Annotated in this window: 10 protein-coding genes; 6 read left to right on the top strand and 4 right to left on the bottom strand. The window is 68.2% G+C overall.

The annotated features are described in order from the left end of the window. Positions 1-3: 3 nt before the first annotated feature. Together ACZ1J6_RS02150 and ACZ1J6_RS02155 are read left to right on the top strand one after the other, a co-directional pair. Positions 4-891: an SDR family NAD(P)-dependent oxidoreductase gene (locus ACZ1J6_RS02150; RefSeq protein ID WP_134094285.1), complete on the top strand. Its 888-nt coding sequence runs from the start codon at positions 4-6 to the stop codon at positions 889-891. Beyond that, positions 888-1,811, top strand: coding sequence for an SDR family NAD(P)-dependent oxidoreductase (locus tag ACZ1J6_RS02155; protein WP_134094286.1), 924 nt, complete (start codon positions 888-890; stop codon positions 1,809-1,811). The genes ACZ1J6_RS02150 and ACZ1J6_RS02155 overlap by 4 nt, the downstream gene beginning before the upstream one ends. A gap of 43 nt (positions 1,812-1,854) precedes the next feature. Here the strand turns inward: ACZ1J6_RS02155 and ACZ1J6_RS02160 are convergent, their stop codons facing one another. Further along, positions 1,855-2,859, bottom strand: coding sequence for an aldo/keto reductase (locus ACZ1J6_RS02160; protein WP_134094287.1), 1,005 nt, complete (start codon positions 2,857-2,859; stop codon positions 1,855-1,857). 2 nt (positions 2,860-2,861) lie between these two features. Beyond that, a complete protein-coding gene (locus ACZ1J6_RS02165; RefSeq protein WP_243841010.1) occupies positions 2,862-3,701 on the bottom strand; it encodes an amidohydrolase family protein in 840 nt (279 codons plus the stop codon). Positions 3,702-3,884: 183 nt separating this feature from the next. Between ACZ1J6_RS02165 and ACZ1J6_RS02170 the strand changes: the two genes are divergently transcribed. The 4 genes from ACZ1J6_RS02170 (at position 3,885) to ACZ1J6_RS02185 (ending at position 10,803) form a co-directional block, all read left to right on the top strand. Beyond that, on the top strand, positions 3,885-4,733 hold the full coding sequence (locus ACZ1J6_RS02170) for a fumarylacetoacetate hydrolase family protein (RefSeq protein WP_134094289.1): 849 nt from the start codon (positions 3,885-3,887) through the stop codon (positions 4,731-4,733). 61 nt (positions 4,734-4,794) lie between these two features. Beyond that, entirely contained in the window at positions 4,795-5,523 is a 729-nt protein-coding gene (locus tag ACZ1J6_RS02175) for an SDR family oxidoreductase (RefSeq protein WP_132266962.1), read from the top strand. A 52-nt stretch (positions 5,524-5,575) separates the two neighbouring features. Then, positions 5,576-7,585, top strand: coding sequence for a right-handed parallel beta-helix repeat-containing protein (locus tag ACZ1J6_RS02180; protein WP_134094290.1), 2,010 nt, complete (start codon positions 5,576-5,578; stop codon positions 7,583-7,585). Further along, on the top strand, positions 7,582-10,803 hold the full coding sequence (locus tag ACZ1J6_RS02185) for an alpha-L-rhamnosidase (protein WP_243841011.1): 3,222 nt from the start codon (positions 7,582-7,584) through the stop codon (positions 10,801-10,803). Before ACZ1J6_RS02180 ends, ACZ1J6_RS02185 begins: the two co-directional genes overlap by 4 nt. 19 nt (positions 10,804-10,822) lie before the next feature. Here ACZ1J6_RS02185 and ACZ1J6_RS02190 read toward each other — a convergent pair whose 3' ends face one another. Both ACZ1J6_RS02190 and ACZ1J6_RS02195 read right to left on the bottom strand, forming a co-directional pair. Next, positions 10,823-12,886, bottom strand: a complete 2,064-nt coding sequence (locus tag ACZ1J6_RS02190; protein WP_134094291.1) for a glycoside hydrolase family 2 protein — start codon at positions 12,884-12,886, stop codon at positions 10,823-10,825. 10 nt (positions 12,887-12,896) lie between these two features. Then, a complete protein-coding gene (locus tag ACZ1J6_RS02195) occupies positions 12,897-14,522 on the bottom strand; it encodes a rhamnogalacturonidase (RefSeq protein WP_134094292.1) in 1,626 nt (541 codons plus the stop codon).

The following is a 14,522-nucleotide window of genomic DNA, read 5'->3' on the forward strand; positions in this document are numbered from 1 at the left end:
GAGGTGGGCCGGATCTCCGACGGACTTGTCGGGAAAGTCGCGGTCGTGACCGGGGCCACGCGGGGAATCGGCAAGGGCATCGCCTGCGCGCTCGCGGAGCATGGCGCGACCGTCTACGTCACGGGCAGGACGACGGGCGCGGGCCAGAACCCCTTGCCGGGAACGCTTGCGGAAACGGTGGCGGAGGTGGAGGCACGCGGCGGCAAGGGCGTGGCCGTCGCGATCGACCTCAAGGACGACGCGCAGATCGCCGCACTGTTCGCGCAAGTGCGCCGGGACGAAGGGCGGCTCGATATCCTCGCCAACAATGCCATGGCCATTCCGGAGGCCATGACCCGCCGCGACGGGTTCTGGGAAAAGCCGCTGGATGCGTGGGAAATCTGGGATACCGGCATGCGTGCCGCCTATATTGCCGCCTGGCATGCGGCGCGGATCATGGTGCCGCAGGGTTCCGGCCTGATCGCCGCGCTCTCCGGCTATGTCGGCGTGACCTATACCTACGATGTCGTGTTCGGCACCACCAAGACCGCCACGGACCGGATGATGCGCGACATGGGGCACGAGCTGCGCGATACCGGCGTCAGCGCCGTCTCGCTCTGGCAGGGCTTCACGTATACCGAGCGGGCGAGGGAAAACCTGAAGACGGTGCCCGGCATGGCCGGCCAGCTCAACAGCGCGGTCGGCTCCTCGCCCGAGTTCCCGGGGCGGGTGATCGCCGCGCTGGCAATGGACCCGCAGGTTCAGGCGCGGTCGGGCGGGACTTTCATCAATGCCGAACTCGCCGCCGAATATGGCGTGACGGACAAGGACGGCCGCACGATCCCCTCGCTGCGCGAAACGCGCGGGGCGCCGCTGTGGAGCGCCGGCGAAACCACCTGGAGCAGGCCATGACCGAACGCCGTTTCGATGGAAAAGTGGCCGTCATCACCGGCGGTGCGCGCGGGTTGGGCCGTGCCTATGCCGAACTGCTGGGCGGGCTGGGCGCGCGGATCGTGGTCGCCGACAACGGCAGCGCGCTCTCGGGCTCCGGATCGGATGCCGGCCCGGCCGAGCAGGCCGCCCAGGCCCTTCGCGGCGCCGGGTGCGAGGCGGTGGCCTGCACCGAGAGCGTGGCCACGGAACCGGGCGGCAAAGCCATTGTCGAGGCCGCGCTGGATGCCTTCGGGCGGGTCGACGTGGTGATCCACAACGCGGGCAACAACCGCTTCGCGATGCTCGACGAGATCAGCTACGACGATTTCCGCAGCGTGGTGGACGTGCACTTGCTGGGCGCTTTCCACGTCGTGCGCCCGGCTTTCGAGCGCATGGTGAAGCAGGGCTACGGCCGGGTGGTGCTCACCGGGTCGATCGGTGGGCTCTATTCGATGCCGAGCGTGGTCAACTACGCCGTGTCCAAATCCGGCATGATCGGGCTGAACAACATCGTCGCCATCGAGGGCGCGGCGCATGGGGTGAAATCGAACATCATCCTGCCGGGCGCGGTGACGCGCATGGCCGAAGGGCTGGATACCTCGCAATATCCCGCGATGGGCCCGGAACTGGTCGCCCCGGTAGTGGGCTGGCTGGCGCATGAAAGCTGCTCGGTGACGGGCGAGATGTACGTCTCGATGGGTGGCCGCGTGGCCCGCGCCTTCATCGCCGAGACCGAGGGCGTCTACCGGCCGGACTGGACCATCGACCGCGTGGCGGCGGAAATCGGCGAGATCCGCGACATGTCCCGCCAGTGGACCTTCCACCCCGCCGAGGACGGTTTTTCCGAGCATATGGCGCGCAGTTTCGAATTGGTGCGCCGAGGCGTGGAGGCGGGCTAGGCGTTCGGTTCCATCGTTTGACGGCCGTGCGGAAAGGTTCGGCTCAGGCGGGTTGAGGCGCGCGGCTGTCGACCAGCCCGGCTTGGGCAAGGGCGCTCCAGAAGCTCTCGGGGATCGGCGTGGACATCAACGCCAGCGCGGCATCCAGTTCGGCCTTCGTGGCGATGCCGGGAATCACGGCGTCCACGATCGGATGGCGTACCGGAAACTGCAATGCCGCCGCCGCCAGCGGAATGCCGAATTCGGCGCACAAGTCTTCGATGCGGCCCACCCGCGCGATGATATCGGCAGAGGGCGCGCCATATTCGTAAGGCGCGGGCAGGCCATTCCGCACCCCGCGCGCGAGAATGCCGGAGTTGAAGGGTGCCCCGGCGACGATGCGCACTCCGCGCGCGGCGCATAGGGGAAACAGGCGATCGAGCGGCGATTGCTCCAGCAGGGTATAGCGCCCGGCCAGCAGGATGACGTCGAGATCGGCGTGGTCCAGGACTTCCTCGCAGACCGCGGTTTCGTTCACGCCGAGCCCGATCGCGACCACCGCGCCGCCGTCGCGCAGTTCCTGCATGGCGCGCAGGCCCCCGTCCAGGAACTGCCGCATCCTTTCGGCATGGTCGGCACCATGGGCATAGCTGCCGATGTCGTGTGCCAGCAGGATGTCCACGCGATCGCGTCGCAGGCGTTTCAGGCTGGCCTCGTGCGAGCGCAGGACGGCGTCGTAGCCGTAGTCGAACACGCTTTCGAAAGGCTCGGGCGAGATGAAACCCTGGCGTAGGGCGGTGAGATCGGCAAGGGGGGCCGGATCCAGGCGGCGGCCGACTTTCGTGGAGATGACGGCTTCACCTGCCGGGTCCAGCGTGGCCAGCGCTTCGCCTAGCCGCTTTTCGCTCAGCCCGAAGCCGTAGTGCGGTGCAGTGTCGAAGTAGCGCAGGCCCGCCTCCCAGGCAGCCTCGATCACCGCGAAGGCCTCCGCGTCGGGGACCGGGCGATAGAGGTTGCCGATCGCGGCCGAGCCGAAGCTCAGCGGTGCCGGGAACGATTGCGTCGCCATGGTTACTCCAGTCCGTAGAATTGACGTGCCGCGCCTTCGAACAGGCGTTGCCGGTCGGCCGCGCCAAGATCGCCCACCAGCATCAGGGTATCGTCGATCCAGTCGGCATAGCTGTCGCCCATGTGCAGGAGCACGGGCCAGTCGCTGCCCCACATGGTGCGCGCGCCGAAGCATTCGAACACATGCGCGGCATAAGGCGCCAGTGCGGCGGCGTCCTGCCCCTTTGCCTGCTGCGTGCGCAGACCCGAAAGTTTGCACCACACGTTCGGCAGCCGGGCGAGGGCGGCAAGGTCCGCGCGCCAGGGGTCCATGGCAAGGGCGGCCGCGCCGGGCTTGCCGGCGTGGTCTATGACGATGGGAATCTGCGGCCAGGCCTCTGCGAAGCGGGCGAGGGCGGGCAAGTGCCGCGGCTCGACGAGGGCATCGAAGCGCAGGCCCTGCTCGGCCATGGCCGCGATGGCGGGGTGCAGTTCGTGTCGCAGGAGCCATTCGCTGTCGGCCAGGGCCTGGAGCATCGGACGCAGGCCCACGCACTTGGGGCGCCGGGCCAGCGCGGCGATGCGCTGCGGCGCGCAGGGCGCGTCAAGCGCGGCCCAGGCGACGATGCCCAGCACCATGGGTTCTTCGGCGGCAAGGGCGAAGAGCCAGTCCGTATCGCGGTCGTCGGGCTGGGACTGGACGAGCACCGTGCCCGCAAGATCGACACCCGTGGTGGCCGCGGCAAGGTCGGGCGGAAGGAAATCGCGGTTCAACAGTGGCCAGTCGGCATCGGGCCAGCTACATTCCGGCGCTGAAATGCGCCAGAAGTGCTGATGCGAATCGAGAATGCGCGGACGCGTCACCGGCGCCGCCCCGGATGGGGCCGACGGCGCGCCGCGGCTCTGCAGCGGGTCGTCCGAAACGCGGCGGTCATGTCCTCTCCCTTGCCTTCCGGCCTTGCGCCCTGAATAAACATACGACATCATACAACATGCGATGCGGCTGTCCATGCCGCCCTGACAAATCAAGACGAAAGGATGCCAAGAATGAAACTCTGCCGCGTCGGCGAAGCCGGAAACGAGCGCCCAGCGATGATCGATGCCGAGGGCGGCATCCGCGACTTGTCCGGCCATGTGGGAGACATCGATTCCGGTGCGATTTCGTCGGACGCCTTGTCGCGCCTTGCCCAGATCGACCCGGCTTCACTGCCGCTGATCGAAGGCCCCGTGCGCTATGGCCCTTGCGTGGGCGGGACGCGCCAGTTCGTCGCCATCGGCCTCAACTATGCCGACCATGCCGCCGAATCCAACCTGCCGATCCCCGAGGAACCGGTGGTCTTCAACAAGTGGGTGAGCTGCATCCAGGGGCCGAACGATCCGGTGACGATCCCGCGCGCCTCGCGAAAGACCGATTGGGAAGTCGAACTCGGCGTGATCATCGGCACAGAGGCCTACCATGTGGACGAAGCTTCGGCGCTCGATCATGTCGCGGGTTACTGCGTCGTCAACGACGTGTCGGAGCGTGAGTGGCAGCAGGAGCGCGGCGCCACCTGGGACAAGGGCAAGGGCTTCCCCGGCTTCGGGCCGATCGGACCCTGGCTGGTCACCGCTGACGAAGTGGGCGATCCGCAGGCGCTGGGCATGTGGCTGGAGGTCAATGGCAAGCGTGTGCAGGACGGCAGTTCCTCGACGATGATCTTCACCGTCGCCCAGATCGTGTCCTACCTCAGCCAGTTCATGACGCTGCTTCCCGGCGACGTCATCACCACCGGCACCCCGCCGGGCGTCGGCCTCGGCCAGAAGCCGGAGCCCTGGTACCTCAAGGCGGGCGACGTGGTGACCCTGGGCATCGAGAAGCTGGGCACGCAGCGGCAGGAGTTCGTCGCGATAGACTGATTGACAGCATGCGCCCCATGCGCTTAATTCATCATACGTATTACGTGATGATGGAGAGAGTATGGGGCGTCTTGCTGGTAAGACTGCACTGGTGACGGCGGCCGGACAGGGTATCGGCCGCGCCAGTGCCGAAGCGTTCCTGCGCGAAGGCGCGCGGGTGATCGCGACGGACATCCGCGCCGATGTGCTGGCGGACTTCGAGGGTGCGGAAACGCTGGTGCTCGACGTGACCGACGCCGATGCCGTAAAGGCTGCTGCGGCGGCGCACCCCGACATCGACGTGCTGTTCAACTGCGCGGGCTTCGTCCATCCCGGCACCATTCTCGACTGCGACGAGGAGGCCTGGGCCTTTTCCAACGCGCTCAATGTCACGGCGCAATACCGCATGATCCGGGCCGTGCTGCCGCAGATGATCGCGCTCGGGCGGGGCTCGATCATCAACATGTCGTCGGTGGCATCCAGCGTGAAGGCCGTGCCCAACCGCTTCGCCTATTCGACCACCAAGGCGGCGGTGATCGGGCTGACCAAATCGGTCGCGGTGGACTTCGTCACTCAGGGCATCCGCTGCAATGCGATCTGCCCCGGCACGGTGGAAACGCCCTCGCTGCTCCAGCGCCTGCGCGACACCGGCGATTTCGAGAAAGCCTATGCGGAATTCACGGCAAGGCAGGCGATGGGCCGCTTCGGCCGACCGGGGGAGCTGGCAGCGCTCGCGGTCTATCTGGCCTCGGACGAGTCCGCTTTCACCACCGGCGGGATCCATGTGATCGACGGCGGCTGGACCAGCTGATTCCGCACAAGAACAAGAATCCGGGCAAGAACAAGAAAAGGGAGACGGAACTATGATCGAGGCCCGCCGCATCGCGCGCCTTCTGGCCCTGCTGGCGGCGGGCGCCAGCGCCCTGCCGGCCATCGCCCAGGAGCGCGCCGTCGAAGTGCACGTCTCTCCGCAAGGCGACGACCGCAATCCCGGCACGGCGGCGCGGCCGGTCCGCTCGCTTCCCCGCGCACAGGCCCTGGTGCAACGCAGCAATGCCAAGGCGGATGTAACGGTGCTGCTGGGAGAGGGGACCTACCGCCTGGAGGCGCCGCTCTCGTTCCGGCGCGGCGATGGAGGGCTGGGCGGTCATGCGGTGACATGGAAGGCGGCGCCGGGCGCGCATCCCACGATTTCCGGCGGCATGGCGGTGACGGGGTTCAAGCCTTACGATGCGGAGCGCCGCATCTGGGTCGCGGACGTGCCCAAGGGCCTCGATACCCGGCAGGTCTGGGTCGACGGCACGCTGGCGGAGCGGCCCTGGGTGGAGATCCGCGCTGCAGACGTGAAGTTCGATGCGCAGGGCTTCAACGTGGTGAACCCCAAGCTGGACTGGCTCTCCACGCTGGCCCGGCCGGACCGGGTGGAGCTGGAGGCGACCGGCTTCTTCACCGATCGCTTCTCTCCCGTGAAGGCCATCGCGGGCGGCCGCGTGACGATGCAGCAGCCCGCCTGGGACAACAACACCTGGGGCTACGACACGATCTCCAAGCCTATCTTCCCCGACGACAGCCGCCTGTTCCTGACCAATGCGCTGGAATTCGTCGGCAAGGCGAACGAGTGGCACTCGCGTCCCTATCAGTGGGTGATCGACCCGCAGGCGGGCAAGCTCTATCTGCGCATGGGCCTGGACGAGGACATCGCCGGGCGCGAGGTGATCGTGCCCCGGCTGGAGGCGCTGGTCTCCATCGCGGGCACGCCCGAGGCGCCGGTGGAGCGGCTGCGCTTCGAAGGCCTGCGTTTTTCGCATACGAGCTGGCTCGGCCCCTCGCGCCCCACCGGCTATGCCAACCAGCAGAGCGGCGCGTTCCTCTACGAGACCTCTCCGATCCGCCCCGCCGATGCCTGGCAAAGCTGCGGCTGGGGCTGTACCGAGTTCGAATCGATGCGCCAGAAATGGCACCAGATGCCTGCCGCCGTGCAGGTCTCCGCGGCGCGCGACGTCACTTTTACGGGCAATACCTTCTCGCAGCTCGGCCAGGTGGCGCTCGGCATCGGCAATGACGCCAATGCCAACCTTTCGGGCGTGGGGCTGGCGGCGCAGGGTGTGCGTGTGACGCGCAATCGCTTCGCCGTGCTCTCGGGCAGCGCGATCATGGCGGGCGGCGTCCGGGTCGAGGCACACCACCCGGCCGATCCCCGCCTCGTCAACCGCGACCTCGCGATCGAGGACAATACGGTCGTCACCGTCAGCCAGGACTACCGCGACAACGCGGCGATCCTCACCACGTACGTGACCGGCGCGCGCATCGCTCATAACGACATCAGCGATGCCCCCTATGACGGGATCGCCGTCGGCTGGGGCTGGGGCTACAACGATGCGGGCGGCAACCCGAATTACGACGAGAACGCGAAGGGCTACGTCCACAACACCAGGTTCACCACGCCCACGACGCTGCGCGATACCGTGGTGGAGGGCAACCGCATCCACGGCGTGAAGACCTGGTTCATGGACGGCGGCGCGATCTACAACCTTTCGGCCAACCCGGACTCGGTGATCCGGGGCAATCACATCTTCGACATCGGCAACCGCATCGCGATCTATCTCGACGAGGGCTCGAAGCACTTCAGGATCGCCGGCAACGTCGTCGAGACGGGCGGCAAGTGGCTCAATATCAACACCGCGGGCGCCATGTACAAGCGGCGCATCTCCACTGACAACCTTGCCACCGGCAACTGGCACACGGTCAACACCACCGGCGGGCGCTGGCTGGAGGAGATCGGCAACGTCGCGCGGGACAATCCGCTGGTGCCCGACCGGAACTGGCCCGCCGAGGCGCAGGCCGTGATCGACGCGGCCGGGGTGCGCAAGTGAGCGGGGCCGGCCTTGACCGCCGTGCGCTGCTCAAGAGCGCCGGCGCGCTGGGTGCAGCCGCAGGGATGCCGCTGGGTTCGGCCCTGGCGCAGGAGGCGGCGGCGCTGCGCGTGGTCGATCTTCGCGCCGAGGGACTGGTCGCGCCGATCGGGCTCGACCAGCAGGACGTGCGGCTCTCGTGGCGGCTGGAAAGCGACCGGCGCGGCGTGACCCAGACCCGCTGCGAGGTTCAGGCCGCGTCGAGCGCCGCGCTGCTGGAGGCGGGCACGCCGGACTTGTGGCACGCGGGCGAAGTGCTCACCCGCCGCAGCATGGACATGGGCTGGCTCGGTGCGCCGCTGAAGTCGCGGCAGAAGGTCTACTGGCGCGTCCTCGTGCGCGACGATGCGGGCCTGCGCGCGACCAGTCCGGTCGCCACGTTCGAAATGGGCCTGCTCGACAAGGCGGACTGGCAGGCGCAGTGGATCGAGGCGCAGACCGAACTGGAACGCGCCGACCGCGCGGCCGGTTTCGTGTGGATGCGCGGCGACCGCACGGCGGACGAGTCCCCGCGCTTCTTCCGTCTCGCCTTCGATCTGGCAGAACCCGGGGACGTGACGCTGTTCACGGCGGCGAACTTCAAGTCGACGCTCTGGCTGGATGGGGCGCAAGTGGAAGTCCCCGTGGGTTTCAAGCGTTTCGGTATCGATCCGGTAGCGGTAACGACGCGGCAGCTGGCGACGGGGCGTCATGTGCTGGGCTTCCGGGTGGAAAATCCGCGCGGCTTCAATGGGCCGAAAATCCACGAGATCGCCGCTACCGCGATGATCCGTACCGCTGGCCGGCGCCTGACCAGCGAAACGATGCGTACGGCCGTCCATGCGCCCGAGGGGTGGTCCGAGGCGTCTTTCGACGATGCGCGCTGGGCCGCGGCGACCCGCTCCGCCGACCAGCCCCAGGCCTGGCCGAGGAGCGGTGCCTATATGCTCAGGCGTGAGTTCCGGCTGGCCAAGCCGGTGCGGCAGGCGCGGCTGCGGATGACGGCGCTCGGCGCCTATCTGGCGGAAATCAACGGCGCGCGTATCAGCGATGTCTGCCTTGCGCCGGAAAGCAGCGATTTCCGTTCCACCGCGCTCTACCGCACTTACGACGTGACGGCACTCCTGCGTCCGGGCGCCAACGCCATCGGCGCGATGCTGGGAGAGGGATGGTATGGCAGCTACCATGCCCCGGCCGGGCGCTATGCTTTCGGCAATCCGCCGCTGCGGCTGTTCGCGCAGCTCGAGGTCGAGCACACCGACGGCACCCGCTCGCTTGTCGCGACCGACAAGGATTGGCAGCTGCGCCCCGAAAGTCCGGTGACGCAGGCGGAAATCTACTACGGCGAGGATTACGACGCCCGGCTGGAGCAGCCCGGCTGGTCGCAGCCGGGGTTCCGGGGCGCAGGCTGGGTGCCCGTGCGGATCGGCGAGACCCCGCCTTGTGCGCTGGTCGCTCACGTCGGCCCGCCGATCCGCCCGATCGAGCGCATGGCGGCGAAATCCATCACCAGCTTCGACGGCGACCGGCACGTCATCGACTTCGGCCAGAACTTCGCGGGCTGGGTGGAACTGAAGGCCCGCGGGGCGACCGGGAAGCAGGTTTCGCTGCGCTTTGCCGAAATCCTCGGCGCGGACGGTCATGTCGATCAGGCGAACTTGCGGTCGGCGCGCTGCGCCTGCCTCTATACCCTGCGCGGCGATCCGGCGGGCGAGACGTACCAGCCGCACTTCACCTATTTCGGTTTCCGCTATGTCGAAGTCAGCGGACTGGGCCGCGCACCCACCGCAGACGAGATCGCGGGGATCGTCGTATCCAGCGCCTTGCCCGAAACCGGGCGGCCACTGATCGAGAACCGGATCATCCAGGGCCTGTGGCAGAACAGCCGCTGGAGCCAGCGCTCCAACTTCTTCGGCGTGCCTACCGACTGCCCGCAGCGCGACGAGCGGCTGGGCTGGACGGGGGACGCCAACGTGTTCTGGGACGCGGCGGCCTTCACCATGGACGTCGGCCCGTTCACCCGCCGCTTCATGGGCGACATGCGCGACGCTCAGGGGCCGCGCGGGGAATTCCCGGACTATGCGCCTTCCGGCTGGCGCGACCAGTTGCTCGGCGCCTCGCCGGGCTGGGCGGATGCCGGGGTGATCCTGCCCTGGACGGTCTGGCAGCGCTACGGGGACACCGCGATCGTCGAGCGCAACTGGTCGGCGATGACGCGCTACATGCGCTTCATCGCCGACAGCAACCCGGACCATGTCTGGCGTCACTTGCGCGGCTACGACTATGGCGATTGGGTGGCGCTGGACGCCAAGGAGCCGGGGGACGAGACCACGCCCAAGGACCTCATCGCGACGGCCATGTGGAAACGCTCGGCCGATGCCATGGCGCAGATGGCGCGCGGGGCGAAGCGCCAGCCCGAGGCGGAACGCTACGAGCAACTGGCGAAGGACATCACCGCCGCTTTCGCCGCGGCCTTCGTGCGGCCGGACGGCAGTGTCGGCAACGGGTCGCAATGCGGCTACATCCTCGCGCTGCGTTTCGGACTGGTGCCCGAGGGCCTGCGCGCGGCGGCGACGGCGAAGCTCGCAGCGGATATCCGGCGGCGCGGCACTTTGCTCTCGACCGGGTTCCTGGGCACGCCGTTCAGCCTCGATGCCCTGGCGGACCAAGGCGAGCATGCGCTGGTCTACGACCTGCTGCTGCGCACCGCCTTTCCCTCGTGGGGCTACATGATCGCCAAGGGCGCGACCACGATCTGGGAGCGCTGGAACGCCGACATGGCGGACGCTTCGATGAATTCGTACAACCACTATGCGCTGGGCGCGGTGACGGGTTTCGTGTTCCGCCGCGTGGCCGGGATCGACCCGCTCGACGCGGGCTTCCTCAAGTGGCGCTTCGACCCGGTGCTGGACCCGCGCCTGCCGCGCGGTGGGGCAAGCTACGAAAGCGTGCTCGGCCGTATCGTCACGGAGTGGAGCAACGCGGCCGGGCAGTTCGATGCGCGGCTGGTGGTGCCGGCGAACTCGCGCGCGGAAGTCTGCCTGCCGGCCGGCTCGGCCGATGCCGTTCGCGAGAGCGGGCGCGCGCTCCCGGACGCACCGGGCGTGGAGATCGTCGGCATGCGCGGCGATCGCCTGGTGATCGAGGTCGGTTCGGGCGAGTACCGTTTCACGGCCCAGGGCCCCTCGTCCCGGAGCTGATCCGGGGCGAGGGGGACGCTCAGGGCCGGGTCGTCCAGTTCCAGGTTACGGTATCGATCAATGTCCCGGCGCGCGCTTCCACGCGGTTGCTGCCCGGCGCGAGGTCCACCGTCCATGCGGCGATATGGTCGTCCACCGGCACTTTCGTCCAGGCGCCGCCGTTGAGGCGCATCTCGACTTCGGGGCGGTTGGTGAAAGCCTGCGCCACGACGCGCTGCGTGCGCTTGTTCACGTCGCGGCGGCTGGCGAGGTGCAGCATCGGCGTGTCCGACCAGTTCGCCTGATACCAGTACCAGGCATCCTTGCGCGTCTTGCGGTCCTCGGTGACGAGGCCCTTGTCGTTGATCGCGGGACGATCCCCCTCGTTGCGCTTGAACGAGGGATAGTCGATGCCCACCCACACGAAGCTGGACCAGAGGAACGGCCGCTTCTTCATCTCGCGCCAGTGCTTGATGTGGAAGTCGGTCTGGTACTGCTCGGGGTGCCAGTAGCCGTTCGATTCCGGGCGCTTCATCACCGGGTCTTCCTGGTGCAGCACACTGGCGCCCGCGCCGTATTCGCTGACGCCGAACGGCCGCCCCGGCATCTTGGCGTGAAGCGCGTCGGCCCAGGGGCCGATGTCCTCCGAATTCGTCCAGTACCAGCCGAAGTAGCGGTTGTAGGACACCGTATCGCTGTGCTGCGCGATGGGATCGCTGTCGTCGAGGCAGCAATGCGCGTAAGTTGTCGGACGCGTGGGATCGAGGGCTCTTGCCGTGGCCTGGAGTTCGGACAGAATGCGGTTCGAAGCTGCATCCGACTTGCGGATCTCGTTGCCGATGCCCCAGAGCGCCACGGAGGGGTGGTTGCCGGTCTGCGCGATCAGCTCGCGCATCTGTTCGACCAGGTTCTCGCGGAAGGCGTCGGAAGGATCGTGATCGTCGATCAGCGGCACTTCGGTGAGCACCAGCAGCCCCAGTTCGTCCGCGCGTTCGTAGACCCGGCTCGGATGCTGCATATGCGCCAGGCGCAGGCCGGTCGCGCCCATCTCCGCGAACAGGCCCAGGTCCTCGTCGATCTCGGCATCGGTCACGACCGGGCCGCGGCCGAAGCGGGTGGGCAGTTGCAGGTTGACGCCGTGAAGCGGGTAGGGCGCGCCGTTCAGCAGGAAGGTGCCGTCCTTGCGCACCGCCACGGTACGCACGCCGAGCGGTACGCTGGCGCTGTCGATCACGCGGCCGGATTCGGCGATCTCGGTGACCACGCGGTAGAGATAGGGGGCCTTCACGCCCTGCCAGAGCCGCGCATTGTGCAAGGCCAGCGACTGCTCGATGCTGGTTTTCTCACCTGCCCCAAGCATGACGGTGCGCGAGGCGCGGGCGACGACTTTGCCTGCGGCGTCGAGCACGCGGGTGTCGAGGCTGAAGCGTGCAGCCGAGGCCCGCGCGTTGCTCAGCGCGGCGGTGAGCGCCACCGCCGCTTCGCGGCCCTTCAGCGAGGTGGTGCGGACTTGCACGCCGGGTCCGGCATGGTCGAGCCGGTCGAACGCGAGCGCGTCTTCCTCGATCAGGCCGACCGCGCGGGCCAGGCCGCCGAAAACGTTGAAGTCGCCGTTGAGCGGGGCGATCTGCGTGTCGCGCGCATTGTCGACGCGCACGGCCAGGACATTGTCCCCGCTGCGCAGAGCCTCGGTGGCGTCGAAGCGGAAGGCGCCGTAGCCGCCCTTGTGCTGGCCCAGCCGGCGGCCGTTCAGCCAGACCTCGGCCTTCAGCGAAACTCCGCCGAAGTTCAGCAGATAGCGCTTGCCCGCTTGCGGGCTGGCCGCAAAGCCGAGGCGGTACCAGGCCGGGCCGCGATAGTAGACTCCCTCCGGCTCGCCGCGCGCCTTGGCGCCGCCGATGCCGGAGTCCTGCGCATTGTAGGTGTGCGGCACCGAGACGCTCTGCCAGGCGCGGTCGTCGAAGGCGGGGGCCTCGGCACCGGCGGCATCGGACTTCACGAAATGCCAGCCCTCGGCCAGCGGTCGCTCGCTGGCGGCCAGCACGGGAACCGGCGCTCCGGCGAGAAGCAGGCCGAGCAGGGGGCGCAGGGATCTCTGGATCATGGTCGGTCTCTCAGGCGAGTTTCACGACGGCGCCGATGGCGATGTCGCTGCTGGCGGTGGCGCGGATCGCTTCGCCGCGCGCGTGGGGGGATCGCAGGCCATCGACCATTGCGCCGGCCACGTCGTCGAACAGCACGGCAGGGCGCGCGTCGGGCGCGGCGACATCGAACGTCACGTCGTGCAGCACCACGTTGCGGGCATGGCGCACGTAGAGGCCGTGGGCCGGGAACGTGCCCATGAAGCTGGGTTCGAGACTGGAGGCAGGCCGTTCCGGGATGGCGCGGGCGGCGTCCTCGGCCGTGCCGCCGCCTGCCGCGCGAACGTGGACGTCGGAAAAGGTCACGTCCTCCACCGGCGCACCGGGATTGCCGACGATGCCGCAGGCATAGGGACCGGGCGCGCCCGAGACGTTGATGCCCGAAAACCGCACGCGGCGCACTTTCGAGGGTCCGGTCCCCACGGGCGCGCGGTTGCGCGCGGCGAGGCGGACGAAGATCGGATGGTTCACGGGATTCTTCAGGTTGATGTCGCGGAAGGTCACGTCCTCCAGAATGCCGCCGTCGATCGCCCCCAACTGCAATCCGCGCGTGTTCTCGCACGTGCAGTCCGCGATCAGGATATTGCGGAAGCCGGTGGCGGAATCGGTGCCGAGCTTGATCCGTCCGAGCACGCCCACGTCGTCCACCGAGCGATAGGGCGAGGGGCGATACGTGCCGTCCACCAAGGAGCCGAGGTCGTAGCCGCTGGTCTTGCAGCCGATCACCGATATCTCCTCGCAGAACACCGGCGCGTTCAAGGCATAGCTGCTCTTGAGGACGATGGCGTCGTCCTTCGGGGCGTTGACCGTGCAGCCGGTCACCCGCACGTCGCGGCAGCAGTCGATGTCGATGCCGTCGCGGTCGGTATCGACGGTGAGATTGTCGATGGTGACGCCCTGCGATCCCAGCACGTAGCAGGCGAAGTGACCGCCTTGCAGGATCGTGAAGTCGCGCAGCAGCACGTTGCGGCAGCGCTTGAGTGCCACGGCCTTGTTGCCGCGCCCTTCGTAGGCCATCTCGCGCGGGATGGCGCGGCGGGCGGCATCGGGGGACAGGCCCTGCTCGCGGGGGGATTTCCAGCCTGCGATACCGTGCCATCGCGGCGCCGGTCCCTCGCGGTCCAGCCCGAGGCCGTGGATCAGGCCGCGCCCGATGATCGCAACGTCGCTCAGGTCGATGCCGTAGATCAGCGCATTGCGGAAATGGGCGACGCCGTAGTCTACGTATTGCTCCTCGAAGACGCCTTCGGGGAGGTCGTACCCGCCCTTGTGACGGCGCGGGTCGGCCGCCTCGATGACGCTGCCGGGCATCAGCAGCAAGGTAACGTGGCTGCGCAGGCGTATCGAGAAGCACAAGTAATGGCCGGGAGGCACCACGACGGTGCCCCCGCCCGCACCGCTCGCGGCGGCAATGGCGCGGTTGAACGCGTCGGAATCGATGGCCGCCCCGTCGCCTCTGGCGCCGTGGTCGCGAACGTCGTGGAATCCGGAAAGAGCGCCTGCCGCGCGCACCGGCACGGCGCTCATCGCAAAGGCCGCGCCAAAGCCGAGCGTCACGGCGCGGCGGCTGAATTCCGCCCGTTCGATAACGCGGTCCAT

Source organism: Novosphingobium sp. BL-S-21 (genome assembly GCF_055521655.1).